A 25214-nucleotide genomic window follows, 5' to 3' on the forward strand; every position below is an offset into this window, starting at 1 on the left:
ACGAACGACAAGAGCCCCGCGGTTCACGCAGGGGCTAATTATCGGCGAATGGAGTGTTTATCGGGCGAGTGGGACCGCGCCGTTGTCGGCAGGTGCCGTTGCCGCCGCCGGAGCGCCGGCGTTTTCTGCGCCACCGGCGAACGGTGCCGCATCACCCTTGGGCTGTGCGGTCGGAACCGTTGTCGCGGCCGCTGCCGGGGTACGCGCGAGCGAGGTGTCGATCGTCGTGGTGCGGTGATTCGCCGCGAGGACGGCGAGCAGGATCGAGAACAGCACGAACATCGTTGCAAGAACGCCGGTCGCGCGGGTCAGGAAATCGGCCGCGCCGCGGGCCGACATAAGGCCGGACGGGCTGCCGCCCATGCCCAGACCGCCGCCTTCCGACCGCTGCATGAGGATCACCGTGACGAGGGCGGCCGCGATGATCGCGTGGATGACGAGCAGAAAGGCGAACATTGCGCGGAAAACCCCGGAACTTTTGCGAAGGCGCGCACATAGTCGAGGCTGCGGCTGCGATCAACCGCAACCCGGACACCGCATATCGCATGCCCCCCTCAAAACTACGGAAACAAGCCGCGCAGGCGGGCGTTATGAACCCGTAATGACGCTCATGACTGGGTATCGTGCATATAAATTCAGATGGCGGATCAACGCTGTGGCATCAATGGCAGCCAATACCTTATCGACCTGGATGACCGCTCTGGTGGATTATGTCCGCTCGGGCGAACCCGATCTGACCAATCGTCAGATGGCCCTGCTTCTGCTCGTCTACCTCAAACCGGGGCCACATACCGTGCGCGGGCTGGCCCGTGCGCTCAACGTATCGAAGCCGGTCGTCACGCGCGCCTTGAACAGATTGGGTGCCCTCGGCTATCTGCGCCGGCAACGCGACGACAGCGACAAGCGCAATATCTTCGTCGCGCGCACGACCGAAGGGGCAGATTTTCTTGAAGAGTTCGGGCAATTCATCGGCGACGGCCCCGCCCCAGCCGGCGCAAACGGCCACACCGCCGCTCACGTTTGAGCCGTTCGACGACAAGGCCCGTGCCAGCTTCGCGCTGACGGGCCGTTCGGTCCAGCTCGACCCGCGCACGCACGCCGTTCGCCGCGATATCGCCGACATTCGCCTCGCCGAATACGTATTCGCTCCACACTATGCCGTGCCGATGATACGGCCCGTCGCGCGCACAGCTTTGTTGCGCAGCGGACGAGATGAAGCGAGCGATACGATGGTCGACCTCAATCCCGGCGACAGTTTCGAAGTACTGGAGATTGCTGGAGTTTCCGCCTGGGGTGTCGCACGCCCGAGCGGACTCGTCGGTTATGTCGAAGCCGAAGCGCTCGATCTGGCGCCGGACGCTTCCGCATGACCAGCGTCTTCATCGATGGCGCGGTCGGCACCACCGGTCTCGAAATCCGCGAACGGCTGGCCGGGCGCGATGACATTTCGATCGCGCTGCTCGCCGAAGACCGGCGCAAGGATCCCGCCGCCCGGCGCGAGGCGCTGAACGATGCCGATTTCGTCATCCTCTGCCTGCCCGACGACGCCGCGCGCGAGGCGGTCGCACTGATCGACAATCCCCGCACCCGCGTGATCGACGCCTCCAGCGCGCACCGTGTCGCGGCTGGCTGGACCTACGGCTTTCCCGAACTGCCGGGCCAAGCCGAGATGGTCGCGACCGCGATGCGCATCGCAAACCCCGGCTGCTATCCGACTGGCTTCCTCGCGCTCGTCGCGCCGCTCGTTGCGGCCAAGCTCCTTCCCGCTGACCTGCCGCTCAGCGTCAATGCGACGTCGGGCTATTCCGGCGGCGGCAAGGCAATGATCGCCGAGTTCGAAGCGGGCGGGACGACGACGGCGTTCCGCGCCTATGCTCTGGGCCTCGCGCACAAGCATATTGCTGAGATGACTCAGCATGCCGGCCTCGTCCACGCGCCGATCTTCGCGCCAGCGGTGGCCAACGCCTATCGCGGCATGGTCGTCGAGGTGCCGCTGCATCTCCACGCGCTACCCGGCCGCCCAAGTCTGGCGGCGATCGAGGACGTCTTGCGCGCTGCGTTCGACGGCTCGACGCTCGTTTCGGTCGCGGCTGGTGATATCGGTGCGATCGATATCGAGGAGAATGCCGGCACCGACCGCCTGACGCTACGCGTTTGCGGCAACGATGCGGTCGGCCATGCACGGCTGGTCGCCACGCTCGACAATCTGGGCAAGGGCGCCGGCGGCGCGGCGGTCCAGAACCTCAACATCATGGCCGGTGTCGATCCCGTGGCCGGCCTCGTTTTCTAAGACCGGCGTCCCAACCGGCTAGTTCCAGGAGCTTTCATGCACCGTAATCCCGTAGCCAAGCTGCTCCTGTTCGGCGCGACCGGCGATCTCGCACAGCGCATGCTGCTGCCCTCGCTGTATGGCCTGCACGCCGACGGTTTGCTGCCCCACGAACTGACGATCACGGGCGCGGCGCGTCACGACTATGACGACAAGCATTATCGGGCGTTCGCCAAGAAGGCGCTCGACGAGTTTCTGTCGGACGATCGCAAGGACGAGGCCGCGATCGGATCGTTCCTCGACCGGATCCATTACCAGCCGACCGACCTGTCCGATCCGGCGAGCTTCCAGCCGCTCGCGGACAAGATCGGCGACATTTCGGGCGGCCTGGCCATCTACCTGTCGACCGCGCCCTCGCTGTTCGAGTCCGCGATCGAAGGGCTCGGCAAGGTCGGCCTCGCTGGCGAAACCGTACGCGTCGGCCTCGAAAAGCCGCTCGGGTACGATCTGGCAACCAGCCGCGAGATCAACGACGCGGTCGCGAAGGCCTTCCCCGAGGACCGGACCTACCGGATTGATCATTATCTCGGCAAGGAAACCGTCCAGAACATCCTCGCGCTGCGCTTCGGCAACTCGTTCTTCGAGCCCGTCTGGAATGCGCAGGGGATCGACAACGTCCAGATCACAATCTCCGAGACGGTCGGGCTCGAGGAGCGAGCGGGCTATTACGAGACCGCGGGTGCGCTGCGTGACATGGTCGCGAACCACATGCTCCAGCTGCTCGCGCTGATCGCGATGGAGCCGCCTGCGCGGTTCGAGGGCACCGACGTTCGCGACGAGAAGTCGAAGGTTTTCCGGTCGTTGCGGATGATCAAGCCCGAGGAGGCGCCGCATGTCACGGTGACCGGCCAATATGGCGAAGGCGCGGTGAACGGGAAGATCGTCAAGAGCTATTCCGACGAACTCGGCAAGCCCTCGACGACCGAGACGTTCGTCGCGATCAAGGCGCATGTCGATAATTGGCGCTGGCAGGGCGTGCCGTTCTACCTGCGCACCGGCAAGCGCATGGCGACTCGCCAGAGCGAGATCGCGATCCAGTTCAAGGCAGTGCCGCATTCGATGTTCGCGGGTCGCGGTGGGCTGTTGCAGCCCAACATGCTGATCATCCGCCTGCAGCCCGAGGAGTATGTCCAGCTGCTCGTGATGGCGAAGGAGCCGGGGCTCGACCGCGAAGGCGTCCGCCTGCGCGAGGTGCCGCTGAACCTCAGCCTCGATGCCGAGTTTGCCGGCTCGCGTCGCCGCATCGCCTATGAACGCCTGCTGCTCGACCTGATCGAGGGCGACCAGACGTTGTTCGTGCGCCGCGACGAGGTCGAGGCGCAGTGGACCTGGATCGATGCGATCCGCGAGGGGTGGAAGGCGAACGCGATGAAGCCCAAAAGCTATGCATCGGGCAGCTGGGGCCCTTCCGCTGCGATCGCGTTGACCGAGCGCGACGGGGTGACCTGGCAGGACGACTGAGTTTGTTTCTTTCCGTTCGTCCCGAGTAGCCTTCGAGCGAAGTCGAGAAGGCGTATCGAGGGATAGGCCCGATTGTGGCATTGTACCTCGATACGGGCTCTCGGCTTCGCTCGATCCCTACTCGGCACGAACGGCATTTTTGACAGCAATTTTCTGAGTGAGTTTGAGCATATGACCGAGATCGAATGGTGGGATTACGAGGACGCGGACGAGCTCGCCAACGCCGTCGCGGGTGACATCCAGTTCGTCATCGAGAGCGCGCTCGACGCGCGCGGCTCGGCGGTGATCGCGCTGGCCGGCGGCAAGACGCCGATGGCGGCGTATGAGAAGCTCGCCCAGGCGAAACTCGACTGGAAGAAGGTCACGATCATCCCCGGCGACGAGCGTATCGTGAAGCTCGGCGATCCGCTGTCGAACGTTACCGCGCTGGCCAAGATCTTCCTGCCCAAGGGCGCGCGCGTGAAGCCGATCGTCCCCGAGGCGATGTCCGATTACAAGGCAGCGGGCCGTTCGGCGGATGCGCTTATGCAGGACCTGCACTGGCCGCTCGACTTCTGCCTGCTCGGCATGGGCAGCGACGGCCATACCGCGTCGATCTTCCCCGGCCCCGATTATGACGAGGCGCTCAGCGGTCCCAAGGAACGCCGCGCGCTCGGCGTGATGCCCGATCCGCTGCCGCCCGAGGCGCCGCTGGCGCGGGTGACGCTGTCGGCGGCGGCGATTGCCTCGTCGAAGGCGCTGATGATCATGATCACTGGCGACGAGAAGAAGAAGGTCCTCGAACAGGCGATCGAGCAGGGTCCGTCCTCGTCCTACCCGATCGGCCGCGTGCTGGCCGAGGTCGAGCTGCCCGTCGACGTCCACTGGGCCGCCTGACCATGCTAAACGCCGTCGTCGCCGCGGTCACCGACCGGATCATCGAACGCTCGCGCGACAGCCGCGCCGCATACCTCGCGCTGATCGAGCGCGAGGCGGCCTCGCAGGTCCGGCGTCCGGGTCTCGGCTGCGCGAACCTCGCGCACGCCTATGCCGGGACCGAGGAGGATCGCGATGCGATGAAGGCCGATGCCGGCATGAACATCGGCATCGTGACGGCGTATAACGACATGCTGTCCGCGCACGCGGTCTATTACCGCTACCCCGAGCTGATGAAGGTCTGGGCGCGCGAGGCCGGCGCCACCGCGCAGGTCGCGGGCGGCGTGCCGGCGATGTGCGACGGCGTGACGCAAGGGTATCCGGGCATGGAGCTGTCGCTGTTCAGCCGTGACACGATCGCACTGAGCACTGCGATCGCGCTCAGCCACGGCACGTTCGAGGGCGCGGCGTTGCTCGGCATCTGCGACAAGATCGTCCCCGGCCTGCTGATGGGCGCGCTGCGATTCGGGCATCTGCCGATGGTGCTGATCCCGGGCGGCCCGATGCCGACCGGCCTGCCCAACAAGGCGAAGGCAGCGGTACGCGAGAAGTTCGCCGAGGGACTCGTCGGCCGCGAGGAGCTGCTCGAAGCCGAGATCGGCGCCTATCATTCGAAGGGCACGTGCACCTTCTACGGCACCGCCAACACGAACCAGATGATGATGGAGGTCATGGGCCTCCACATGCCGGGTGCGGCGTTCGTCAATCCGGGCACGAAACTACGACAGGAACTCACGCGCGCCGCCGTCCACCGGCTGGCGAAAATCGGCGCGCGCGGCGACGATTACCGGCCGCTCGGCCACTGCGTCGATGAAAAGGCGATCGTCAATGCGGCCGTCGGCCTGCTCGCGACCGGCGGATCGACCAACCACCTGCTTCACGTTCCTGCGATCGCGCGCGCGGCGGGGATCATCATCGACTGGGAGGATTTCGACCGCCTGTCGGCCGCGGTGCCACTGATAGCGCGCGTCTATCCCAACGGCTCGGCCGACGTGAACGCGTTCGAGGCGGCTGGCGGCATGCCCTATGTCATCCGCGAACTGCTGAGCGAAGGCCTGCTCCACGGCGACATCATGACGATCGGTGGGCAGGATCTGTCGGCCTATGCGAAGACCGCGGTCGTCGCGGACGGTGCGCTTGAATGGCGCGACACCCCCGACAGCAGTGACGAGACGATCCTACGTCCCGCCACTGCGCCCTTCTCGGCCGATGGCGGCATGCGGATCCTCGCGGGCAATATCGGCCGCGCGTGCATCAAGGTGTCCGCGGTCGAGCGCGAGCGCTGGATCGTCGAGGCGCCCGCCGCGGTGTTCGACGATCAGCTCGACGTGATCGAGGCATTCAAGCGCGGCGAGCTGGAGAAGGACGTCGTCGTCGTCGTCCGCTTCCAGGGGCCGCGCGCGAACGGCATGCCCGAGCTGCACAAGCTGACCCCACCTCTCGGCGTGCTGCAGAACCGCGGGTTCAAGGTGGCGCTCGTCACCGATGGCCGCATGTCCGGCGCGAGCGGCAAGGTGCCGTGCGCGATCCATTGCTCGCCCGAGGCACTGCTCGACGGCGCAATCGGCCTGATCCGCGACGGCGACATGATTCGCGTCGATGCGGTCAACGGCACGCTGGAGGCGCTGGTCGCCCCGGACGTCTGGGCAACGCGCCGGATGGAGGCGACACCGCCACCGGTCAGCGGCATGGGCCGCGAGCTGTTCGGGATGTTCCGTGGGCTCGCCGACGAAGCCGAAAAGGGCGCCTCGGCGATGCTGGCGGGGGCAGGGCTTTAATAAATCCGTTCGTCCCGAGTAGGGATCGAGCGAAGCCGAGAGCCCGTATCGACGGACACCCCCCGCGGCCTGTCCGTCGATAGGCCATTTCGACAAGCTCGATGGCTACTCGGGACGAACGGCAGGAATCAGGAGAGATGACATGGAAATCGTAGCGGCAGATATCGGCGGAACGCACGCGCGCTTCGCGATCGCCGAGGTCGAGAATGGCCGCGTCGTCGCGCTCGGCGAGCCGGCGACGATGAAGACCGCGGACCACGCGTCGCTGCAGACCGCCTACCAGGCGTTCGAGGCAGGCCTTGGTCGCCCCCTCCCCCGCGCGCTGGCGATCGCGGTCGCCTCGCCGGTGGCGAACGACGTCATCCGCCTCACCAACAACCCCTGGATCATCCGCAAGTCGCTGATCACCGAGCGGCTGAAGGCGGACCAGTGGGTCGTCGTCAACGATTTCGGCGCAGTCGGCCATGCGGTCGCGCAGGTGCCGAGCAGCGACTTCATCCACCTCTGCGGCCCCGACACACCACTGCCGTCCGAGGGCATCACGACGATCTGCGGTCCCGGCACCGGGCTCGGTGTCGCGCAGTTGTTACGGCGCAAGACCGGCTATCAGGTCCTCGAAACCGAGGGCGGCCACATGGATTTCGCGCCGCTCGACGGAATCGAGGATGCGTTGCTCAAGCGCCTGCGCAAGACGTTCACGCGCGTCTCGGCCGAACGCGTCGTCGCCGGCCCCGGCATCGTCGCGATCTACGAGACGCTCGCCGCGCTGGAGGGCCGCGCGGTCCCCAGCCATGACGACAAGACGATCTGGACCGAGGCGATCGACGGCACCGATTCGATCGCGCTGGCGGCGCTCGACCGCTTCTGCCTCGCGCTCGGCGCGGTGGCGGGCGATCTCGCGCTTGCGCAGGGTGCAAAGGCCGTCGTGATCGCAGGCGGCCTGGGCTTCCGGATCAAGGATCGCCTGATCCGCTCGGGCTTCGACCAGCGCTTCGTCGCCAAGGGCCGCTTCCAGGGCATGATGGCAGCGATGCCCGTCAAGCTCATCACTCACCCCCAGCCCGGCCTGTTCGGCGCCGCGGCCGCCTTCGCACAGGAACACACGCAATGACCGTCACCCCCGCCCCGACTATCGCAGACATCATGCAGACCAGCGCCGTCATCCCGGTGCTGGTGATCGAGGACGCGGCGCTTGCGCGCCCGCTTGCCGAGGCGCTGGTCGCCGGCGGCCTGCGCGTGCTCGAAGTGACGCTGCGCACCGGCGCCGCGCTTGAGGCGATCGCCGAGATGAAGAAGGTGCCGGGCGCGATCGTAGGTGCCGGCACCGTCGTCAACACGCAGCAATTCGCGCAGGTCCGCGATGCGGGCGCCGAGTTCATCGTCTCGCCGGGCCTCACCGAACGCCTCGCGACGCCGATCATCGAAAGCGGCATCCCGTTCCTGCCGGGCATCGCGAATGCGGCCGACATCATGACCGGGCTCGACCTGGGCCTCACGCACTTCAAGTTCTTCCCCGCCGAGGCCAATGGCGGGTTGAAGGCTTTGAAGGCGCTCGCGGCGCCGTTCTATCAGTGCAGCTTCTGCCCGACCGGCGGCATCACCGAGGCGAGCGCCCCCGAATGGCTCGCATTCAAGCCGGTGCTGTGCGTCGGCGGCAGCTGGGTGACCGGCGGCACGATGGCGGAGATCGAGATCAAGGCCCGCGCCGCAAACGCATTGCGCGGGTAATCGTGCAGATCGTCGCCCCAGCGAAAGCTGGGGTCTCCTGTCGCGGGAGATCCCAGCTTTCGCTGGGATGACGAATTAGCGTGGATGGCGGCTGCGCGTCACATCTCGCCGCGGGCTTTGCGGATGGCGTACCATTTCTTCACGTTGGCGTTGTGCTCGGCCAGCGTGTTCGCGAACACATGGCCGCCGGTGCCGTCCGCGACGAAATACAGCGCCTGGGTCTGCGCCGGGTCGAGCACCGCATCGATCGACGCACGGCCGGGGTTGGCGATCGGCCCGACAGGCAGCCCGGCGCTCGCATAAGTATTATAGCCGTTCTTGGCGTGCAGTTCCGACCGCAGGATGCGGCGGCCGAGCGGACGGCCCTTGGTGATAGGATAGATCACGGTCGGATCGGCCTGGAGTGGCATGCCGTTGCGCAGGCGATTACCATAGACCGCGGCGACAGTGCGGCGCTCGGACGGCTTGCCGGTTTCCTTCTCGACGATCGAGGCGAGGATGATCGCCTGTTCGGGGGTCGTCACGGCGATGCCCGGCTTGCGCGCGGCCCATGCCTTGGCGAGATAGGTCTTCATCGCCGATTGCATGCGCGTGACGACCGACGCGCGTGTGTCACCCGCCTGGAACGCGTAGCTGTCGGGAAGGATCGAACCTTCCGCAGGGACGGGCACGTCGCCGGTGAGGCCGTCCGCCTTCATCAGCGCGTCGTGGACGAGGACCGAGGGATAGCCCTCGGGAACCGCGACCAGTCGCTGGACGACCTTGCCGCCCTGCATCAGCTTGAGGATGTCCGACTGGCTCGCGCGCGGCGCTATGCGGTATTCGCCGGCCTTGATAGGATCGCCCGAGCCGAACACGCGCGCGTACAGGCGGAAGCGTCGGGCCGAGGGGATCGCGCCGGCCTTTTCGAGTTCGGTGGCAGCACCCGCCAGCGTGCTGCCTTCGCCGATCTGCACGGTCAGCGTGCGGGGGGCTGGGCCGGCGCCGCCCCAGCCTCGAACGCCCAGGAACAGCGCGACGACGGCCGCCAGGCCTAAGACGAGTCCGAAACAGCCGACCTTGCGCATCACTACCTCTTGTTCTCCCGCGAAGGCGGGAGCCCAGTCTGGGCCCCCGCCTTCGCGGGGGAACAAACCCTTTTACTGAACCTTCGTCATCACCAACGAGGCATTCGTCCCGCCGAAACCGAACGAATTGTTCAGCACCGCGCGGACTTCGCGCTTCTTGGCGACATGCGGGACGAGGTCGACGCCCACGCAGCTGTCGCTCGGATTGTCGAGATTCAGCGTCGGCGGGACGATCTGGTCGCGCAGCGCGAGGATGCAGAAGATGCTCTCCACCGCACCGGCACCGCCGAGCAGATGCCCGATCGCCGACTTGGTCGACGACATCGACAGACCCGCGATCGCATCGCCGAACAGACGACGCACCGCGCCGAGTTCGAGCTCATCGCCCAACGGCGTCGAGGTGCCGTGCGCGTTGATGTAATCGATGTCCTCGAGCTTCAGGCCCGACTTCTTGATCGCCATCTGCATCGAGCGGAACGCGCCATCGCCTTCAGGATGCGGCGCGGTGACGTGATACGCGTCGCCCGACAGACCATAGCCGATGACTTCGGCGTACATCTTCGCGCCGCGTGCCTTGGCGTGTTCATATTCCTCGAGCACCAGCACGCCAGCGCCCTCGCCCATCACGAAGCCGTCGCGGTCCTTGTCGTACGGCCGCGAAGCCTTTTCGGGCGAATCGTTGAAGTTGGTCGACAGCGCACGTGCCTGCGCGAACCCGGCGATGCCGAGCGGGCAGACGGTGCCCTCCGCACCGCCCGCGAGCATCACGTCGGCATCATCCATCGCGATCATCCGCGCGGCGTCGCCGATCGCATGCGCACCGGTCGAGCAGGCGGTGACGACCGCGTGGTTCGGACCACGCAGCCCGTATTTGATCGAAACCTGACCAGAAATCAGGTTGATCAGTCGACCATGCACGAAGTGCGGCGACACCCGACGCGGGCCCTTGGTGTGCAGAACGATCGATTCGCTCTCGATGCCCGGCAGGCCACCGATGCCCGAGCCGATCGAGACACCGGCACGCCAGCTCTCTTCGAGCGTCATCTCGGTCAGCCCGGCGTCTTCCAGAGCCTGGCCAGCCGCGTCGATGCCGTAGATGATGAACGGATCGACCTGGCGCTGGACCTTGTGATCCACCCGCTTGCCGGGATCGAAGCCATACTCATGGTCGGCCGGTTTCACCTCACAGGCGATGCGGCATACCTGATCGGACGCGTCGAAGCGCGTGATCGGGCCCGCACCCGACTTGCCGGCGAGGATATTCGCCCAAGCCGTTTCAACATCGGCCCCCAGGGGGGTGACCAGGCCTAACCCGGTTACGACGACACGCCGCATGGCTTCAAACTCCGTCTGCTCTCAAAACGAAACGGCTCCCCGCCCTCTCAGCAAGGACGGGGAGCCGCTTAAATTCAACCCATCAGGGTAGGCCCAGTTGCCCGGACCTCACGCCCTGATCAGGCCTTGTGCTCGTCGATGTACGTGATCGCATCCTTGACGGTCGCAATCTTCTCGGCGGCATCATCGGGAATCTCGACGCCGAATTCTTCCTCGAACGCCATGACGAGTTCGACGATGTCGAGGCTGTCTGCGCCCAGGTCGTCGATGAAGCTCGCGTCCTCGGTCACCTTGTCGGCTTCGACGCCGAGATGCTCGACGACGATTTTCTTCACGCGGTCAGCGGTCTCGCTCATGGTAGTTCCCTCTTCAAATCTGGGGGTTTTCGGTATTTCCTGAACGCACCTAGAACGCGGCAGTTCAGCGCGCAAGTTCAGATCATCGCCATCCCGCCGTTCACGTGCACGGTTTGTCCCGTGACGTAGCCGGCTTCGCGGCTTGCGAGATACACGACGGCGGCGCCGATGTCTGCGCCTTCACCGAGGCGACCCGCCGGAATCTTCGTCGTCAGCGCGGTCTTCTGCGCCTCGGGCAGCGCGTCGGTCATTGGCGAGGTGATGAAACCGGGCGCGACGCAGTTGACGGTGATGCCGCGGCTGGCGAGTTCCTGCGCCATCGATTTCGACATGCCGATCAGCCCCGCCTTCGACGCGGCATAGTTCGCCTGCCCCGGATTGCCGGTGACGCCGACAATCGACGTGACCGAGATCATGCGGCCGAAGCGCGCCTTCATCATCGGCTTGGCAGCGGCGCGCATGAGGCGGAACGCGGCTTCGAGATTGACGCGAATGACGCTGTCCCACTCCTCGTCCTTCATCCGCATCGCGAGGTTGTCGCGCGTGACGCCGGCATTGTTGACGAGGATATCGAGTCTGCCGAGCGCCTCGACCGCCTGCGGCACGAGCGCATCGACCGCGGCGCCATCCGACAGGTTGCATGGCAGCGCGACGTGATCGCCACCGAGGCTGGCGCGAAACGCCTCCAGCTTGTCGGCGTTGGACCCGGATACGGCCAGCCGCGCGCCTTGCGTGGCGAGGGCCTTGGCGATCTCGGACCCGATCCCGCCGGATGCGCCGGTAACCAGCGCGGTCATGCCTGTGAGGTCGAACATTCTAATCTCCAGATTCAAGAAATTTGTTCGCGCAGAGGCGCGGAGGACGCAGAGGGGCGGTAGTTGTTGACGAGACGGCGGACACCCTCTTTCAGTGTGTCCCCGCCGAAGTTGATGAGCAAACCGACGGGCTGTTTGGTCAATCTGAGATAGGTCAGCAGTTGCTTCGCGTGGACGGGCAGAAGGCGCTCGACCGACTTGATCTCGACGACCAATCGGTCGTCAACCAGCAGATCGATCCGGAAAGCCGCCTCGAAGCGTAAGCCTTCGAACTCGATATCGATCGCCCGTTGTCGCGCAACGCTGTAGCCCATCGCCACCAACCGACCGGCAAGAACCGCTTCGTAGACGCTTTCGAGAAGCCCCGGCCCTAGATCCCGATGCAGGCGCAGTGCGACATCAAGGACGTCGCCACTGACCGCATCGATATCTTTCATAACCTCTGCGTCCTCTGCGCCTCTGCGCGAAATCTAAAGCACCTTAACCAATGCCTCGATATCGTCCATCGTGATGACGCTGAGCGTCTCGACGTCGGGGGCGATGCGCTTGACCATTGGGCCGAGCACCTTGCCGCCGAATTCGACGAACTGCCCCACCCCCGCCGCGTGCATCGCCAGCACCGATTCGCGCCAGCGAACCATGCCCGTAACCTGCTGAACCAGCAGATGCCGGATCGCGCCGGGCTCGGCGACCGCGACCGCGTCGACATTGGCGAACACCGGCACCAGCGGCGCACGCAGGTCGGCATCGAGCAAGGCCGCCTCCATCGCATCGGCAGCGGGCTGCATCAGCGGGCAGTGGAACGGCGCGGAGACGGGGAGCAGGACCGCACGCTTGGCGCCCAGGTCCTTGGCGAGCGCGATCGCCTTCTCGATCGCGAGGCGGTGGCCGGAGATGACCACCTGCGACGGATCATTGTCGTTGGCGACCGTGCACACCAGCTCGGGCCCGCCCTCGGCCAGGATCGAATCGACCGCGGCGCCCGCGATCAGCTGCGCCTTTTCCAGATCCGCGCCGAGCAACGCCGCCATCGCCCCCTCGCCGACCGGTACCGCCGCCTGCATCGCCCGGCCACGCAGCTTGAGCAGCCGCGCGGTGGTCGACAGGTCGAGCGCGCCCGCGGCACACAAGGCTGTATATTCGCCGAGGCTGTGCCCAGCGACATAGTCGGCCTTGTCGGCAAGGCGGAGACCGCCCTCCTTCTCGGCGACGCGCAACGTGGCGATCGCATTCGCCATGATCGCGGGCTGCGCATTCTCGGTGAGGAGCAGGTCGTCCGCTGGCCCCTCGCTCATCAGCCGGAACAGATGCTGGCCGAGCGCCTCGTCGACTTCGGCAAAGACCTCGCGGGCGGTGCCGCTGGCGTCGGCGAGTGCCTTGCCCATGCCGACAGACTGGCTCCCCTGGCCGGGGAAGATGAACGCGCGCATGACCTCTCCTCTTTGAAGCGGGCGGACTAGAAAGGTGCGGGCCGAGTTGCAACTGCGCGAACCTGAACGAACCCGCCGGATTTGCGACAAACTGCGACCATTTCGCCGTCCCTGCGACAAGCGCCTGCGACAACCGGCCCCCAGATTATGGAGGACGCCGCAGCAACGGCGCCGTGTTTCAACGGGAGATTACCATGAAGAAGTTCATCCTCAGCGCGCTTGCCGCCACCCTCGTCGCCAGCCCGCTGCTCGCCGCCGCCCCGGCCGAAGCGCAGCAGCGCCGCGAAGTGACCACCGTGCGCCAGAACAACAACGGCCGCACCGTCGTCACCAAGAAGACGGTCGTCCGCGCACCGCAGCAGCGCAACTGGCGCGCCGGCCAGCGCTTCGATCGTCGCCAGGCGCAGAACTATCGCGTGATCACGACGTATCGCAACTATCGCCTCGCCGCCCCGCCGCGTGGCAGCCAGTGGGTCCGCTCGGGCAATGATGCGATCCTGATCAACGGCCGCGGCAACGTGGTGCAGGTTCGCGGCGGCGCATTCCGGTAATCGAACCGGTAGGGTCGTAACCAATCTTGCCTTTCCCCGATAATCGGGTAAGGGCCATTGCAACCGGGGTGAGAGATTCGCGTCTCTCGCCCCTGTTTGCATTCTAGACGACAGCCGGAGGGGTGCACGCATGGGGCGTGTATCAGCGATCGGCCAAGACGAAGGACAAGACATGGCTCTTTACGAGCACGTGTTCCTTGCGCGCCAGGATCTGGCACAAGCGCAGGTGGACGCTCTGGCGGAAATCGCCACCAAGATCGTGAACGACAACGAAGGTCGGGTCGTAAAGACCGAGAACTGGGGCTTGCGTTCGCTGGCGTACAAGATCGCCAAGAACCGCAAGGCGCACTATGTGATGCTCGAGATCGATGCCCCGGGCAGCGTGATCGCAGAGCTGGAGCGCCAGACGCAGATCAACGAAGACATCATTCGTTACATGACGGTCAAGGTCGACACCCTCGAAGAGGGCCCGACCGTGATGATGCGCAAGTCGGACCGCGACCGTGAGCGTCGTGGCGACCGCGAAGGTGGCCGTGAAGGCCGTCCTGACCGCGGCGATCGTCCGGACCGTGGTCCCCGTCGTGACCGCGAAGAGGGAGCTGAATAATCATGGCACGTCCATTCTTCCGCCGCCGCAAGAGCTGCCCGTTCTCCGCCAAAGACGCTCCCCGGATTGACTATAAGGACGTCCGGTTGCTGCAGGGCTTCGTGTCCGAGCGTGGCAAGATCGTCCCGTCGCGTATCACTTCGGTGGCCGCAAAGAAGCAGCGCGAACTGGCCCAGGCCATCAAGCGTGCGCGTCATCTGGGCCTGCTGCCCTACATCGTTAAGTAAGGAGCGCCCACATGGACGTCATTCTGCTTGAGCGCGTCGAAAAGCTCGGCGCCATCGGCGACGTGGTGAAGGTAAAGGACGGCTACGCCCGTAACTTCCTTCTCCCGAACAAGAAGGCGCTTCGTTCGAACGAAGCCAACCGCAAGGTGTTCGAATCGAACCGTGCGCGGATCGAGTCGGACAACGCATCGCGTCGCAGCGATGCCGAGACCGAAGCGAAGACCTTCAACGACACGACCATCACCCTGATCCGTCAGGCGTCGAACACCGGTCAGCTCTACGGTTCGGTCGCGGTTCGCGATCTGGTCGACGCGCTGGTGGCCGATGGTCACAAGGTCGCAAAGTCGGCGATCGTGCTCGACAAGCCGATCAAGGCGATCGGCGTGTACACCGTCAAGGTTGCACTCCACCCCGAGGTGTCGGTGTCCGTCAAGGTCAACGTCGCCCGCTCGCCGGAAGAGGCCGAGATGCAGGCTTCGGGCGTCGACGTGATGTCGTCGATGTTCGAGCGTGACGAGGCTGGCTTCGTCGAGGATTACGATCCGAACGCAGAGCCCGGCGCCACCGCCGAAGCACCGCGCGACCAGGAGGACGAGGCGCAGGGCTAATCCCCTCGCCTTATCCGGCTGTTACGAAAAGGCCCGCCCGGAGCGATCCGGGCGGGCCTTTTTTTTGCGCATTTTAGATGCGGATCAGGGGCAGGTTACGCAGGCGCCGATCACGGCGGCGAAGGGGATGAGCGCGCAGAAGATGGGGACGAGATGCTTCATGGCCGGGTCACTCTTTGAGAGGTGTTGCCGGGATAATGCGCGGCCTTGGGAAAGGTTTCCCGCAGGTGAACGAATTTTGTACCGATCGGTTTTTGTGGCTGGAACGGGATTGCTTGTCCACCCCGGCGGAGGCCGGGGCCCAATTGGAATGGCAGATGTAACGGCGTCCTGCGCCCAGTTGGCACCGTCCCCAACTGGGCCCCGGCCTTCGCCGGGGTGGTGTGTTGGTGTCAGATTTGTGCGTCTTCGGGCTTCTCGATCAGCGCAGGTCCCTCGCCTAGCGCCAGCGCGTCGACCGAGGACACGTCTTCCAGATCGCGGGCGCCTGTTTCGATGTTGAGGTCGCGGAACTTGCGGCCGGTGACCATCAGGCGGCCGTTGAACGAGTTGGTGAACCCGTTGAAATTCTTCACCGCGCTGTTGAGACCGACGCCGACCTTGCGCAGGTCGTCCGCGACCTTGGCGAGGCGATCGTGCATCTCCTTGCCGAGTTCACCGATCTTGCGCGCCTCGTTGGCGAGCTTTTCCTGACGCCACACCGCCGCCACCGTACGCGCGATCGCGATCAGGTTGGTCGGCGTCGCCAGCAGCACGCGCTTCTCGAAGGCGAAATCCCACAGCGTCGGATCATGCTCTAGCGCCGCCGAGAGGAAATGCTCGCCGGGGACGAACATGATCACATAGTCGGGCGTGTCGGCGAACTGGCTCCAATAGGCCTTGTTGCCGAGGCCGTTGACGTGCGCGCGCATCGACGCCGCATGCGCCGCGAGACCGATCAGCCGCTCGGCGTCGTCGACCGCGCCAAATGCGTCCTGATAGGCGTTGAGCGACACCTTCGCATCGATGACCAGCGCGCGGCCACCGGGGACGCGGATGATCGCATCCGGGCGCAACCTAGCGCCGTCATCGCCCACCGCGACGCTGACTTCGGTCTGGAAGTCGGTGTGCTCGCTTAGGCCGCAGGTTTCGAGGACGTTCTTGAGCTGCTGCTCGCCCCAGCGGCCGCGAGACTTGGGTGCGTTGCGCAAGGAATTGACCAGCTTGGCGGCCTCGGTCGACACCTTCTCCTGGCCGAGCCGCATCTGTTCGATCTGACCCTTGAGGTCGCCGAACGCATCGCGGCGCTCGGCCTCGACCTTGGCGACGCCCTCTTCATAGCGTTGCAGACGATCGCTGACGGGTTGCAGCATCGACTTGAGATTCTGTCCGGCGGTTTCCTCCGACTGACGGAAGCGTGCGTCGGCGCGGTCGAGGAATTGCACCTGCGCCGCCTCGAGCGCCTTGGCGGCGGCGGCACCGAACTGCGCAGTCATCGCGTCGTTGGCGTCCTTTAACTGGCACAAAGTGACGAGGTGCGCGGCCTGGCGTTCCTCGCTCTGCGCCTGGAGGCGGGCGAGGTCGCGCTGCGCCTCGTTGCGCTCTCGCTCGACCGCGTCGCGGGCGGTGCGGAGGAGGTCGGCGTCGGCGGCCTTGGTCCGGGCTACGGCGAGATCGCTGGCGAGGGTCGTAGCGCGGCGGGAGGCCAGCAGCCAGCCCAGGAGGACGCCCGCGGCGAGCGCGAGGACGGCGATGATGGCGAACTCAGCCATTTTGCGTGGCCGAAACCGGAGTGAAGTATAGGAAGTATAGACGCACGTGCAGCATCGTTTCTGGCGAGGATGCGCGGGGTGGCGGGCGGGTTTGGGAGGGGTATGGGGACGTCATGCGTGGAACATACGTCGAACGCGTGGGGTAGGACAGTGTGAATATCGTGCTGTCGCGCGGGGGCGGGAGGTCTGGGTTTCGCGCGGTGGCGCTTGTGGTTCTGGGCTCCCGCCTTCGCGGGAGAACTAGAGGGGGGCGGTACTTACCCCAATACCTGGGCACCACCCCGGCGGAGGCCGGGGCCCAATTGGAGAGGTCGTGGTAACGAAGGACCGCGCTTTGTCAGCACCGTCCCCCATTTGGGCCCCGGCCTTCGCCGGGGTGGTGGCGTGTTGGGTGGACGGGCGCGCCCTTTCAGGTGCTCATCCGGGCGCACCCACACGCGTCACCCCAGCTTGCGGGCCTTCGCGAGCTTCTTCAGCACCATGTCGCGCTTGAGGCGGCTGATTTGGTCGATGAACAGCACGCCATCGAGATGGTCGATCTCGTGCTGCATGCAGGTCGAGAGCAGGCCGTCGAGCTCTTCCTCGAACGCAGCGCCGGTCTCGTCGAGCCACTTGACGACGCAGCGCGACGGGCGGGCGACCTCGGCATATTGCTCGGGGATCGAGAGGCAGCCTTCGTTGTACGTCGACATCTCGTCGCTGACCGACAGGATCTCGGCGTTGATATAGGCCTTGGGTGCCTTGATCGGCTTGTCCTCCTCGTCCTTCTCTTCCTGAAGGTCGATGACGAGGACGCGCTTCTGCACGCCGACCTGGGTCGCGGCCAGGCCGATGCCGTTGAAGTCGTACATCGTCTCGATCATGTCGGCGACGAGCGTGCGGATGGAATCGTCGACCGTGTCCACCGGCTCGGCGACGAGGCGCAGGCGGGGATCGGGGACTTCGAGAACGGTCATTACGGTCATACCGCGCAGCTAAGTACAGCGCGGGGGGCCGTCAAGCACTTGGCGCAAGCCGCGGGGATCAGGCCATCGGGCGGCGCGCGCGCAACGCCTGCGCCAGCGTGCCCTCGTCGAGATAGTCGAGTTCGCCGCCGACCGGCAGCCCGTGCGCGAGTTGGGTGACGCGGACCGGGAAGCGTTCGATCCGCTCGGCGATGTAATGCGCGGTGGTCTGGCCCTCGAGCGTGGCGTTCATCGCGAGCACGACCTCGTCGATGCCGCCCGCCTCGATCCGGCGGACCAGGCTGTCGATGCTGAGATCCTCGGGGCGGATGCCTTCAAGCGCGGACAGCCGGCCGCCCAGCACGTGGAAGCGGCCGGGGAACAACCGCGAGCGATCGAGCGCCCAGAGGTCGGCCACCTCTTCGACCACGCACAAAGACCGCTGGTCGCGGCGGGGGTCGGCGCAGATCGCGCAGGGGTTGGTGGTATCGACGTTGCCGCAGGTGGTGCAGTTCTCCAGCCGCTCGTCGACCGCGGTCAGCGCCTCGCGCAAGGGGCCCAGCGCGGCGTCGCGCTTCTTGAGCAGATGCAGCACGGCGCGACGTGCGGACCGGGGGCCTAGGCCGGGGAGCCGGGCCAGCGCCTGCGTCAGCGCCTCGATCTCGGGGGATGCCATCGGGAACAGATAGGGGGTTGCGTCGCTCCCCGCCAGCGTGTTCGAGAGGCGCCATGCGGATCATCTTCATGGGAACGCCGGACTTCGCCGTGCCGGTGCTGGAGGCCCTCGTCGCGGCGGGGCATGACGTGGTGGCGGCGTATTGCCAGCCGGCGCGACCGGGCGGGCGACGCGGGCGCGAGCTGGTGCCTTCGCCGGTGCAGGTTCGGGCGGAGGCGCTAGGGATCGAGGTGCGGACGCCGGTGTCGTTCAAGGCGTCGTTGCCCGAGGGTCTCGCCGCGCGGGAAGCGTTTGCGGCCTTGGGGGCGGATGTTGCGGTCGTCGCTGCGTATGGCCTGATACTGCCGCGTGCGGTGCTCGACGCGCCGCGGTTCGGGTGCCTCAACGTGCACGGCTCGCTGTTGCCGCGGTGGCGGGGGGCGGCGCCGGTGCAGCGCGCGATCCTGGCGGGCGATCTGCAGACAGGGGTCGGGATCATGCAGATGGAGGCCGGGCTGGATACCGGGGCGGTGCGGCTCGAGGGGCGGACCGACGTTGCGGGGAAGACGGCGGGCGATCTTACCGCCGAGCTGTCGGCGATGGGGGCGCGGTTGATGGTCGAGGTGTTGGGCGATCTCGACGCCTACCCTGCCCGGCCGCAGCCCGAGGAGGGCGTCACCTATGCCGCCAAGATCGACAAGGCGGAGGCGCGGATCGATTTCGAGCGGTCGGCGGTCGAGGTCGAGCGGCTGGTGCGCGCGATGAACCCGGCGCCCGGCGCGTGGTTCGAGGTCGCCGGCGAGCGGGTGAAAGTGCTCGCGGCGGACGTGTTGCCGTTCAGTTTTCTGGGGTGCGAGGGGCTGACGGTCAACGACGCGCTGACGATCGGGTGCGGCGACGGCGCGATCCGGCCGACCTTGGTGCAGCGGGCCGGGCGCGGCGTTACCTCGGCGGACGAGCTGCTACGCGGGTTTGCGATTCGCTCGGGGACTCAGCTTTGACGCGGTTCGCGTTGACGGTGGAATTCGACGGGCGGCCGTTCATGGGCTGGCAGCGGCAGAAGCACGGCCCCAGCGTGCAGGCTGCGCTTGAGGCGGCGGTGCTCAAGATGACCGGCGAGACGGCGTCGGTGCAGGCGGCGGGACGGACCGATGCGGGCGTGCACGGGATGGCGATGCGCGCGCATGTCGATATCGAGAAGCCGGTCGCGGCGTTTCGGTTGATGGAGGGGCTGAATGCCCTGGTGAAGCCGGCGCCGGTTTCGGTGCTGGCGTGTGAGGTCGTCGATGACGATTGGCATGCGCGGTTTTCGTGCGTCGGGCGGTCGTACGAATACCGGATCGTCAACCGGCGGGCGCCGCTGAGTTTCGAGGCGGGGCTGGCGTGGCAGGTGCCGCAGTCTTTGGATGCGGAGGCGATGGCAGAGGCGGCGCAGGCGCTCCTCGGGCGGCATGATTTCACGACGTTTCGGTCAGCGCATTGCCAGGCGGACAGTCCGGTGCGGACGCTCGACCGGCTCGATGTCGTGCGCGAGGGGGAGCGTCTGTTCATCTACGCGGCGGCGCGGTCGTTCCTGCATCATCAGGTACGGTCGATGGTCGGCTGCCTCGCGCTGGTCGGGATGGGCCGCTGGGCGGTCTGCGATGTGGCGGACGCGCTGGCGGCGAAGGATCGGGCGATGCTGGGGCTGAATGCACCGCCCGATGGGTTGTTCTTCGTGAGTGCCGTTTACCCGCCCCCGTCATCCCGGACTTGATCCGGGACCCAGGGTTACGCGGCGCAGCGTTCGAGGCTCTGGGTCCTGACTTTCGTCAGGATGACGATGGGGGTACGGGTCGCGTGAACTTCGCGGCCAGCTCGACATGCGTCGACCAGCGGAACTGGCCGACCGGCTGGACCCAGTCGATCCGCCAGCCCGCGTCGCACAGCTCCTTCGCATCGCGGGCGAAGGTGGCCGGATTGCACGAGACATAGGCGATCACCGGGGTCTTGCACTCCGCCAGCGCGGTCGCCTGCTCGCGCGCGCCCGAGCGCGGGGGATCGATCACCACCGCGTCGAAGCGGTCGAGTTCGGCCGCCGTCAGCGGGCGGCGGTAGAGGTCGCGGTGCTCTGGGTAGACCGGGCGTTGCGTGCGGTGCGCGGCGGCCTTCAGCGAGGTGAGCGCGTCGCGTGCGCCTTCGGCGGCGTAGACCTTGGCGGGGATCGCCATCGTGAAGGTGCCGAGCCCGGCGAACAGGTCGGCCACGGTGTTGGCCTTGCCGATCGCTTCGAGCACCGCGGCGGTCAGCGCGGCCTCTCCGTCGGGGGTCGCCTGCAGGAACGAGGCGGGGGGCAGCGGCACGGGGACGCCACCGAGCGTGATCGTGACCGCGTCGGGCTCCCAGCGAGTCTCGGGGCCGAGACCGTCGTCGAACGCGACGCGCGCGATCTTGTGGTCTTCACAGAATTTGGTGAGGGCCTCGGCCGCGGGGAGGCCTTCGGGGGCGAACCCGGTGATCAGGATGTCCGCGCCCTGGTCCGCGAGCGTCAGGTGGATGTCGGCGCGGCGGCGGAAGTTCAGGCGCCGGAGCAGCTGGCGCAAGGGTTGGACGAGGGCAAACAGACGTGGATCGAGGATCCAGCATTCCTTGATGTCGACGATCGTGTGCGCCTTCTCGGCGGTGAAGCCGAGCGTGATCTTGCCGCCCTTGCCCTCGGCATGGAGCGTCGCGCGGCGGCGGCTTCTTTCCGGCGAGATGTGCGGGGTGCGGATCGGGGCGGACAGGTCCTGCCCGTCGAGCGCGGAGGCGATGCGGTCGGTGACGAACGCGGCATAGCTCTCATCGTCGAGATGCTGGAGCTGGCAGCCGCCGCAGGTCGGGAAGTGGACGCAAGGCGGCGTCTGGTGGTGCGGCCCGGGGATGACGGTGCCGTCCGCGGCGAGCGTGTCGCCGGGGGCCGAGAGCGGCGCGTGGCGGCCGTCGGCGGTGATCCCGTCGCCGCGCGCCGCGACGCGGATGATGGTGTCGATCGTCTGTTCAGAAGTCATAGCGCCGCTCTGGCGCACCGCAGCGCGTCCGCCAAGTCGTCGGCGATAAATGCTGCGCCCAATCGGCGGGCGGCGTCACCGTGGAGCCACACGCCGGCGCCGGCGGCGTCGAGCGGGTCGAGGCCCATCGCTAATATGGCGCCGATCGCCCCGGCGAGCACGTCGCCGGTGCCTGCAGTCGAGAGCCAGTCGCTGGCGCCCTGCGCGATGCGGACGCGACCGTCGGGGGCTGCTATGACGGTGTCGGCGCCCTTGAAGACGACGACCGCGTGCGCGCGGGCAGCCGCGTCGCGGGCGCGGGTGATCTTGTCGGCATCGGACTTGCCGAAGAGCGCGTCGAACTCGCCTGCATGGGGGGTGAGGATGACGGGGACTTGCAGCGCCTTGATCCGGTCGGGGTCGATCAGGCGGAGCGCATCGCCGTCGATGATCAGCGGGTGCCCCGCGCTTAGTGCAGCGTCGAGGCGGGTCCTGGCGGTGTCTTCGCGGCCGAGGCCGGGGCCGATGACGAGCGCGCCGATCCGGTCGTTGGCGAGCGCGTGGGTTGAGAACGGCGTGCGGACGAGCGCGTGGGGTGGGCCGTGGCTGTCGCCGAGCAGCGTGACGTAGCCCGCGCCGGCGCGCATCGCGGCGAGGGCTGCGAGGTCGGCGGCGCCCGACATGGTGCCGGCGACGATCGCGACCATGCCTCGGGTGTATTTGTGCGAGTCGGGGCCGGGGGTTGGGAGGATTGGGGTTGCGAGGACTTCGGCCTGGCTGGTGGCGGGGACGCCGATGTCGAGCAGGCGGATCTGGCCGCAGTAGCGCGCGGCGGGCTGGAGGAGGTGCGCGGGCTTCAGCGCGCCGAGGGCTAGCGTGAGGTCGAAGACGGGGGGTGTGCTGAGGGCTTGGCCGGAGTCGGTGGCGAGGCCGCTGGGGAGGTCGATGGCGATAGTGAGGCTCGCGGCGGTGGCGAGGCGATGGAGGCACCCAACAATAGTCCCCTCCCCGGCGGAGGCCGGGGTCCAGTTGGGTGAACCGGGCGATTTATCGATGGCGTTGCCCAACTGGGCCCCGGCCTCCGCCGGGGGGGAGTTTTGGGTTTGGGTCTCGGTTACACCGAGGGCACGCGTCAGGCCGGTGCCGAACAGCGCGTCCAGCAGGACCGGGGCTGGCTTGGCTTCCGAGAACGTCTCGACCGGCCCCGACCACCCTGCCCGCGCCGACTTTGCCGCATGGGTCTTGGGCTCGGACAGCGCCGCGACGCGGACCGTCGCGCCCATGTCCGCCAGCACGCGCGCAGCGACATAGCCATCGCCGCCGTTGTTGCCGGGGCCGCACAGGATCAGGACGTGGTTCGATCCGGCGAGGCGGCGGACGGCGTGGGCGATTGCGGTGCCGGCGCGGTCCATCAGCGTTTCGACCGGGACGCCGGTGGCGATCACCGCGTCTTCCGCGGCGCGCATCTCGGCGGCGGTCAGGATGGGCTGGCCTTCGATTGGGGTCATGAGGGTTTGGCTGCGCCCTTGATCGTGGCGGGCAGGCGGTAGCGGTCGCCGCCCAGCGCCACTTCGATCCCGTCCGCACCCAGGACCGTTACCTTGGCGACCTCCGCCCCGTCCGCGGCGATCACACCGCGACCGTCTTGCGTGACAAGTAACCGACGGAACCCGCCGTCGGGATGGCGGACCGTGAGAATCAGGCCGTCGCGGCCTTGCGCCTGCTCGATCGTGCAGGTCGCAGCGAGTGCGGCATCGCCGCGCGCGCATGCGATGCGCGCTTCATCTGCGGGGGTGGCTTGCCGTTGCGCGGCGACCGCGGTGTCGGTCGGCTGCTCCCGCCCGCACGCAGCGAGCGGGAGCGAGAGAAGCGCGCCAAGACACTGAAGCCGCTTAGATATCCGCGTAGACATGGGTTTCGGCTGCGGCTCCTGGGTGCGTGACCGCGCCCTTGTACGCGGGGCCGACGGTTTTCGCATAGCGCCAGAGTGCGCCCGAGCCGTAATCGTTGGTGCGCGGCACCCAGGCGGCGCGGCGCGCCGCCATGACGTCCTCGGGAACGTCGAGGTCGATCGTGCCCGCCTCGGCGTCGATGTGGATGATGTCGCCATTCTCGACGAGCGCGATTGGGCCGCCGTCTGCAGCTTCGGGACCGACATGGCCGATGCAGAAGCCGCGCGTGCCGCCCGAGAAGCGCCCGTCGGTGATCAGCGCGACGCTCTCGCCCATGCCGAGGCCGTAGAGCGCGGCGGTGGTCGACAGCATCTCGCGCATGCCGGGTCCGCCCTTGGGCCCTTCGTAGCGAATGACGATGACCTCGCCCTCGTTGATCTCGCGGTTCTCGACGGCCGCGAAGGTATCCTCCTCGCAATCGAACACGCGGGCGGGACCCGAGAATTGGAGGCGGTGCATGCCCGCGACCTTCACGATCGCGCCGTCGGGGGCGAGACTGCCGCGTAAGCCCACGACGCCGCCGGTGGGGGTCAGCGGGGTGTTGATGTCGTAGATGACCTTCTGGTCGGGGTTCCACGTCACCTGGTCGATATTCTCGCCCAGCGTCTTGCCCGTCACGGTCAGGCAGTTGCCGTCGAGGAAACCGCCCGCGAGCATCGTCTTCATGAGCATGTAGACGCCGCCGGCCTCGTACATGTCCTTGGCGACATATTTCCCGCCGGGCTTGAGGTCGGCGATGTACGGGGTCGTCTTGAAGATCTCGGCGACGTCGAACAGGTCGAACTCGATCCCGGCTTCGGACGCCATTGCGGGCAGATGCAGCGCGGCGTTGGTCGAGCCGCCGGTCGCGGCGACGACTCGGGCGGCGTTGATGAACGCCTCGCGCGTGCAGATGTCGCGCGGGCGGATATTGTCGGCGAGGCAGTCCATGACCTGCGCACCGGCGGCGACGGCGATCTGTTCGCGCGTCGTGTAGGGTGCGGGCACCATGTTGCTGTTCGGGATCGACAGGCCGATCGCTTCGGCGACGCAGGCCATCGTGTTGGCGGTGTACTGGCCGCCGCACGCGCCGTGGCCGGGGCATGCGACCTTCTCGAGCGCATGGACCTCGGACAGCGGGCACGCGCCCGCCGCATATTTGCCGACAATCTCGAACACGTCGACGACGGTGACGTCACGCTCCTGATAGCGGCCTGGCAGGATCGAGCCGCCATAGACGAACACAGACGGAATATTGAGGCGGAGCATCGCCATCATCATGCCGGGGAGCGACTTGTCGCAGCCCGCGAACCCGACGAGCGCGTCGTAGCAATGGCCGCGGACCGAGAGTTCGACCGAATCGGCGATGACTTCGCGGCTGACGAGGCTCGCCTTCATCCCCTGATGGCCCATCGCGATGCCGTCGGTGACGGTGATCGTGTTGAACCGGCGCGGCATGCCGCCGCCCTGGATGACGCCCGCCTGCGCGGCATCGGCCTGCGCGTCGAGCGTGGTGTTGCAGGGCGCGGAGTTGTTGCCGGCGGACGCGAGCGCGACGAACGGCCGCGCGATCTGCTCCTCGTCGAGGCCCATCGCGTAGTAATAGCTGCGGTGCGGGGCGCGTTCGGGACCGACGGAGACATGGCGGCTCGGCAGGCGCGATTTATCGAATGTGCGGGTCATGGCGAACGCCTATGTCGCGGGAGGGGGTATTTGCG

28 protein-coding genes are annotated in these 25214 nt (G+C 66.8%); 14 read left to right on the top strand and 14 right to left on the bottom strand.

Annotated elements, in window-relative coordinates:
• Positions 1-57: 57 nt before the first annotated feature.
• On the bottom strand, positions 58-456 hold the full coding sequence (secG, locus tag ASE79_RS18360; RefSeq protein ID WP_056420137.1) for a preprotein translocase subunit SecG: 399 nt from the start codon (positions 454-456) through the stop codon (positions 58-60).
• A 235-nt stretch (positions 457-691) separates the two neighbouring features.
• Between secG and ASE79_RS18365 the strand changes: the two genes are divergently transcribed.
• The 8 genes from ASE79_RS18365 to eda all read left to right on the top strand — a co-directional run bounded on the left by ASE79_RS18365 (position 692) and on the right by eda (position 8211).
• Positions 692-1024 carry a MarR family transcriptional regulator gene (locus ASE79_RS18365; protein ID WP_056420547.1) on the top strand — a complete coding sequence of 111 codons (333 nt, stop codon included), beginning with the start codon at positions 692-694 and terminating at the stop codon, positions 1022-1024.
• The gene (locus ASE79_RS18370) at positions 948-1370 is read left to right on the top strand and encodes an SH3 domain-containing protein (RefSeq protein ID WP_234422718.1); all 423 of its coding nucleotides are present in this window, start codon (positions 948-950) and stop codon (positions 1368-1370) included. The genes ASE79_RS18365 and ASE79_RS18370 overlap by 77 nt, the downstream gene beginning before the upstream one ends.
• A complete protein-coding gene (argC, locus tag ASE79_RS18375) occupies positions 1367-2290 on the top strand; it encodes an N-acetyl-gamma-glutamyl-phosphate reductase (protein ID WP_056420140.1) in 924 nt (307 codons plus the stop codon). Before ASE79_RS18370 ends, argC begins: the two co-directional genes overlap by 4 nt.
• A gap of 36 nt (positions 2291-2326) precedes the next feature.
• The gene (zwf, locus tag ASE79_RS18380; protein WP_056420143.1) at positions 2327-3790 is read left to right on the top strand and encodes a glucose-6-phosphate dehydrogenase; all 1464 of its coding nucleotides are present in this window, start codon (positions 2327-2329) and stop codon (positions 3788-3790) included.
• Positions 3791-3961: 171 nt separating this feature from the next.
• Complete coding sequence (gene pgl / locus ASE79_RS18385) at positions 3962-4666, top strand: 6-phosphogluconolactonase (protein WP_056420145.1); 705 nt, start codon at positions 3962-3964, stop codon at positions 4664-4666.
• A gap of 2 nt (positions 4667-4668) precedes the next feature.
• Positions 4669-6483 (top strand): phosphogluconate dehydratase, encoded by a 1815-nt coding sequence (gene edd / locus ASE79_RS18390; RefSeq protein ID WP_056420149.1) that lies wholly within the window; start codon positions 4669-4671, stop codon positions 6481-6483.
• 142 nt (positions 6484-6625) lie between these two features.
• The gene (glk, locus tag ASE79_RS18395; RefSeq protein WP_056420152.1) at positions 6626-7594 is read left to right on the top strand and encodes a glucokinase; all 969 of its coding nucleotides are present in this window, start codon (positions 6626-6628) and stop codon (positions 7592-7594) included.
• Positions 7591-8211 (top strand): bifunctional 4-hydroxy-2-oxoglutarate aldolase/2-dehydro-3-deoxy-phosphogluconate aldolase, encoded by a 621-nt coding sequence (eda, locus tag ASE79_RS18400; protein WP_056420155.1) that lies wholly within the window; start codon positions 7591-7593, stop codon positions 8209-8211. The genes glk and eda overlap by 4 nt, the downstream gene beginning before the upstream one ends.
• A 98-nt stretch (positions 8212-8309) precedes the next feature.
• Here the strand turns inward: eda and mltG are convergent, their stop codons facing one another.
• The 6 genes from mltG to fabD form a co-directional block, all read right to left on the bottom strand.
• Positions 8310-9278, bottom strand: a complete 969-nt coding sequence (mltG, locus tag ASE79_RS18405) for an endolytic transglycosylase MltG (protein ID WP_056420158.1) — start codon at positions 9276-9278, stop codon at positions 8310-8312.
• 72 nt (positions 9279-9350) lie between these two features.
• A complete protein-coding gene (gene fabF / locus ASE79_RS18410) occupies positions 9351-10613 on the bottom strand; it encodes a beta-ketoacyl-ACP synthase II (RefSeq protein ID WP_055879441.1) in 1263 nt (420 codons plus the stop codon).
• Positions 10614-10732: 119 nt separating this feature from the next.
• Entirely contained in the window at positions 10733-10969 is a 237-nt protein-coding gene (locus ASE79_RS18415) for an acyl carrier protein (protein ID WP_031393971.1), read from the bottom strand.
• Between the two features lie 77 nt (positions 10970-11046).
• Positions 11047-11784: a 3-oxoacyl-[acyl-carrier-protein] reductase gene (gene fabG / locus ASE79_RS18420; protein WP_056420162.1), complete on the bottom strand. Its 738-nt coding sequence runs from the start codon at positions 11782-11784 to the stop codon at positions 11047-11049.
• A gap of 14 nt (positions 11785-11798) precedes the next feature.
• On the bottom strand, positions 11799-12221 hold the full coding sequence (locus ASE79_RS18425; protein WP_056420164.1) for a GxxExxY protein: 423 nt from the start codon (positions 12219-12221) through the stop codon (positions 11799-11801).
• A 33-nt stretch (positions 12222-12254) separates the two neighbouring features.
• The gene (fabD, locus tag ASE79_RS18430) at positions 12255-13214 is read right to left on the bottom strand and encodes an ACP S-malonyltransferase (protein WP_056420167.1); all 960 of its coding nucleotides are present in this window, start codon (positions 13212-13214) and stop codon (positions 12255-12257) included.
• Positions 13215-13408: 194 nt separating this feature from the next.
• Here fabD and ASE79_RS18435 point away from each other — a divergent pair, with 194 nt between their 5' ends.
• The 4 genes from ASE79_RS18435 (at position 13409) to rplI (ending at position 15207) form a co-directional block, all read left to right on the top strand.
• On the top strand, positions 13409-13765 hold the full coding sequence (locus ASE79_RS18435; RefSeq protein WP_056420170.1) for an RcnB family protein: 357 nt from the start codon (positions 13409-13411) through the stop codon (positions 13763-13765).
• Positions 13766-13937: 172 nt separating this feature from the next.
• A complete protein-coding gene (rpsF, locus tag ASE79_RS18440) occupies positions 13938-14372 on the top strand; it encodes a 30S ribosomal protein S6 (protein ID WP_055879421.1) in 435 nt (144 codons plus the stop codon).
• 2 nt (positions 14373-14374) lie between these two features.
• Positions 14375-14599, top strand: a complete 225-nt coding sequence (rpsR, locus tag ASE79_RS18445) for a 30S ribosomal protein S18 (RefSeq protein WP_031393978.1) — start codon at positions 14375-14377, stop codon at positions 14597-14599.
• An 11-nt stretch (positions 14600-14610) separates the two neighbouring features.
• Complete coding sequence (rplI, locus tag ASE79_RS18450) at positions 14611-15207, top strand: 50S ribosomal protein L9 (protein ID WP_056420172.1); 597 nt, start codon at positions 14611-14613, stop codon at positions 15205-15207.
• Positions 15208-15599: 392 nt separating this feature from the next.
• Here the strand turns inward: rplI and rmuC are convergent, their stop codons facing one another.
• The 3 genes from rmuC to recR all read right to left on the bottom strand — a co-directional run bounded on the left by rmuC (position 15600) and on the right by recR (position 18578).
• Positions 15600-16958, bottom strand: coding sequence for a DNA recombination protein RmuC (gene rmuC / locus ASE79_RS18455; RefSeq protein ID WP_056420175.1), 1359 nt, complete (start codon positions 16956-16958; stop codon positions 15600-15602).
• A 440-nt stretch (positions 16959-17398) separates the two neighbouring features.
• A complete protein-coding gene (gene def, locus ASE79_RS18460; protein ID WP_056420177.1) occupies positions 17399-17923 on the bottom strand; it encodes a peptide deformylase in 525 nt (174 codons plus the stop codon).
• A gap of 58 nt (positions 17924-17981) precedes the next feature.
• Complete coding sequence (gene recR, locus ASE79_RS18465) at positions 17982-18578, bottom strand: recombination mediator RecR (protein ID WP_056420182.1); 597 nt, start codon at positions 18576-18578, stop codon at positions 17982-17984.
• Positions 18579-18631: 53 nt separating this feature from the next.
• Here recR and fmt point away from each other — a divergent pair, with 53 nt between their 5' ends.
• Positions 18632-19558: a methionyl-tRNA formyltransferase gene (fmt, locus tag ASE79_RS18470; RefSeq protein ID WP_056420185.1), complete on the top strand. Its 927-nt coding sequence runs from the start codon at positions 18632-18634 to the stop codon at positions 19556-19558.
• Positions 19555-20313: a tRNA pseudouridine(38-40) synthase TruA gene (gene truA / locus ASE79_RS18475; protein ID WP_056420189.1), complete on the top strand. Its 759-nt coding sequence runs from the start codon at positions 19555-19557 to the stop codon at positions 20311-20313. Before fmt ends, truA begins: the two co-directional genes overlap by 4 nt.
• A gap of 55 nt (positions 20314-20368) precedes the next feature.
• Here truA and ASE79_RS18480 read toward each other — a convergent pair whose 3' ends face one another.
• The 4 genes from ASE79_RS18480 to ilvD are packed head-to-tail and all read right to left on the bottom strand — an operon-like array spanning position 20369 to position 25179.
• Positions 20369-21586 (bottom strand): class I SAM-dependent RNA methyltransferase, encoded by a 1218-nt coding sequence (locus ASE79_RS18480; protein ID WP_056420554.1) that lies wholly within the window; start codon positions 21584-21586, stop codon positions 20369-20371.
• Complete coding sequence (locus tag ASE79_RS18485; protein ID WP_056420191.1) at positions 21583-23073, bottom strand: NAD(P)H-hydrate dehydratase; 1491 nt, start codon at positions 23071-23073, stop codon at positions 21583-21585. The genes ASE79_RS18480 and ASE79_RS18485 overlap by 4 nt, the downstream gene beginning before the upstream one ends.
• Positions 23070-23477, bottom strand: a complete 408-nt coding sequence (locus ASE79_RS18490) for a hypothetical protein (RefSeq protein ID WP_056420193.1) — start codon at positions 23475-23477, stop codon at positions 23070-23072. Before ASE79_RS18490 ends, ASE79_RS18485 begins: the two co-directional genes overlap by 4 nt.
• On the bottom strand, positions 23458-25179 hold the full coding sequence (gene ilvD / locus ASE79_RS18495) for a dihydroxy-acid dehydratase (protein WP_056420196.1): 1722 nt from the start codon (positions 25177-25179) through the stop codon (positions 23458-23460). Before ilvD ends, ASE79_RS18490 begins: the two co-directional genes overlap by 20 nt.
• Positions 25180-25214 lie beyond the last annotated feature (35 nt).

The organism is Sphingomonas sp. Leaf28, assembly GCF_001421685.1.
Classification (GTDB): Bacteria; Pseudomonadota; Alphaproteobacteria; order Sphingomonadales; family Sphingomonadaceae; genus Sphingomonas; species Sphingomonas aurantiaca.

Coding starts and splice junctions, on each gene's coding strand:
- ASE79_RS18425 (WP_056420164.1), bottom strand. CDS start 12,221: ATGAAAGATATCGATGCGGTCAGTGGCGACGTCCTTGATGTCGCACTG.
- ASE79_RS18480 (WP_056420554.1), bottom strand. CDS start 21,586: ATGACTTCTGAACAGACGATCGACACCATCATCCGCGTCGCGGCGCGC.
- fabG (WP_056420162.1), bottom strand. CDS start 11,784: ATGTTCGACCTCACAGGCATGACCGCGCTGGTTACCGGCGCATCCGGC.
- rpsF (WP_055879421.1), top strand. CDS start 13,938: ATGGCTCTTTACGAGCACGTGTTCCTTGCGCGCCAGGATCTGGCACAA.
- secG (WP_056420137.1), bottom strand. CDS start 456: ATGTTCGCCTTTCTGCTCGTCATCCACGCGATCATCGCGGCCGCCCTC.
- ASE79_RS18485 (WP_056420191.1), bottom strand. CDS start 23,073: ATGACCCCAATCGAAGGCCAGCCCATCCTGACCGCCGCCGAGATGCGC.
- recR (WP_056420182.1), bottom strand. CDS start 18,578: ATGGCATCCCCCGAGATCGAGGCGCTGACGCAGGCGCTGGCCCGGCTC.
- eda (WP_056420155.1), top strand. CDS start 7,591: ATGACCGTCACCCCCGCCCCGACTATCGCAGACATCATGCAGACCAGC.
- def (WP_056420177.1), bottom strand. CDS start 17,923: ATGACCGTAATGACCGTTCTCGAAGTCCCCGATCCCCGCCTGCGCCTC.
- ASE79_RS18415 (WP_031393971.1), bottom strand. CDS start 10,969: ATGAGCGAGACCGCTGACCGCGTGAAGAAAATCGTCGTCGAGCATCTC.
- glk (WP_056420152.1), top strand. CDS start 6,626: ATGGAAATCGTAGCGGCAGATATCGGCGGAACGCACGCGCGCTTCGCG.
- fmt (WP_056420185.1), top strand. CDS start 18,632: ATGCGGATCATCTTCATGGGAACGCCGGACTTCGCCGTGCCGGTGCTG.
- argC (WP_056420140.1), top strand. CDS start 1,367: ATGACCAGCGTCTTCATCGATGGCGCGGTCGGCACCACCGGTCTCGAA.
- rplI (WP_056420172.1), top strand. CDS start 14,611: ATGGACGTCATTCTGCTTGAGCGCGTCGAAAAGCTCGGCGCCATCGGC.
- ASE79_RS18490 (WP_056420193.1), bottom strand. CDS start 23,477: ATGTCTACGCGGATATCTAAGCGGCTTCAGTGTCTTGGCGCGCTTCTC.
- rpsR (WP_031393978.1), top strand. CDS start 14,375: ATGGCACGTCCATTCTTCCGCCGCCGCAAGAGCTGCCCGTTCTCCGCC.
- fabF (WP_055879441.1), bottom strand. CDS start 10,613: ATGCGGCGTGTCGTCGTAACCGGGTTAGGCCTGGTCACCCCCCTGGGG.
- pgl (WP_056420145.1), top strand. CDS start 3,962: ATGACCGAGATCGAATGGTGGGATTACGAGGACGCGGACGAGCTCGCC.
- zwf (WP_056420143.1), top strand. CDS start 2,327: ATGCACCGTAATCCCGTAGCCAAGCTGCTCCTGTTCGGCGCGACCGGC.
- ASE79_RS18435 (WP_056420170.1), top strand. CDS start 13,409: ATGAAGAAGTTCATCCTCAGCGCGCTTGCCGCCACCCTCGTCGCCAGC.
- ASE79_RS18365 (WP_056420547.1), top strand. CDS start 692: ATGACCGCTCTGGTGGATTATGTCCGCTCGGGCGAACCCGATCTGACC.
- ilvD (WP_056420196.1), bottom strand. CDS start 25,179: ATGACCCGCACATTCGATAAATCGCGCCTGCCGAGCCGCCATGTCTCC.
- edd (WP_056420149.1), top strand. CDS start 4,669: ATGCTAAACGCCGTCGTCGCCGCGGTCACCGACCGGATCATCGAACGC.
- rmuC (WP_056420175.1), bottom strand. CDS start 16,958: ATGGCTGAGTTCGCCATCATCGCCGTCCTCGCGCTCGCCGCGGGCGTC.
- mltG (WP_056420158.1), bottom strand. CDS start 9,278: ATGCGCAAGGTCGGCTGTTTCGGACTCGTCTTAGGCCTGGCGGCCGTC.
- fabD (WP_056420167.1), bottom strand. CDS start 13,214: ATGCGCGCGTTCATCTTCCCCGGCCAGGGGAGCCAGTCTGTCGGCATG.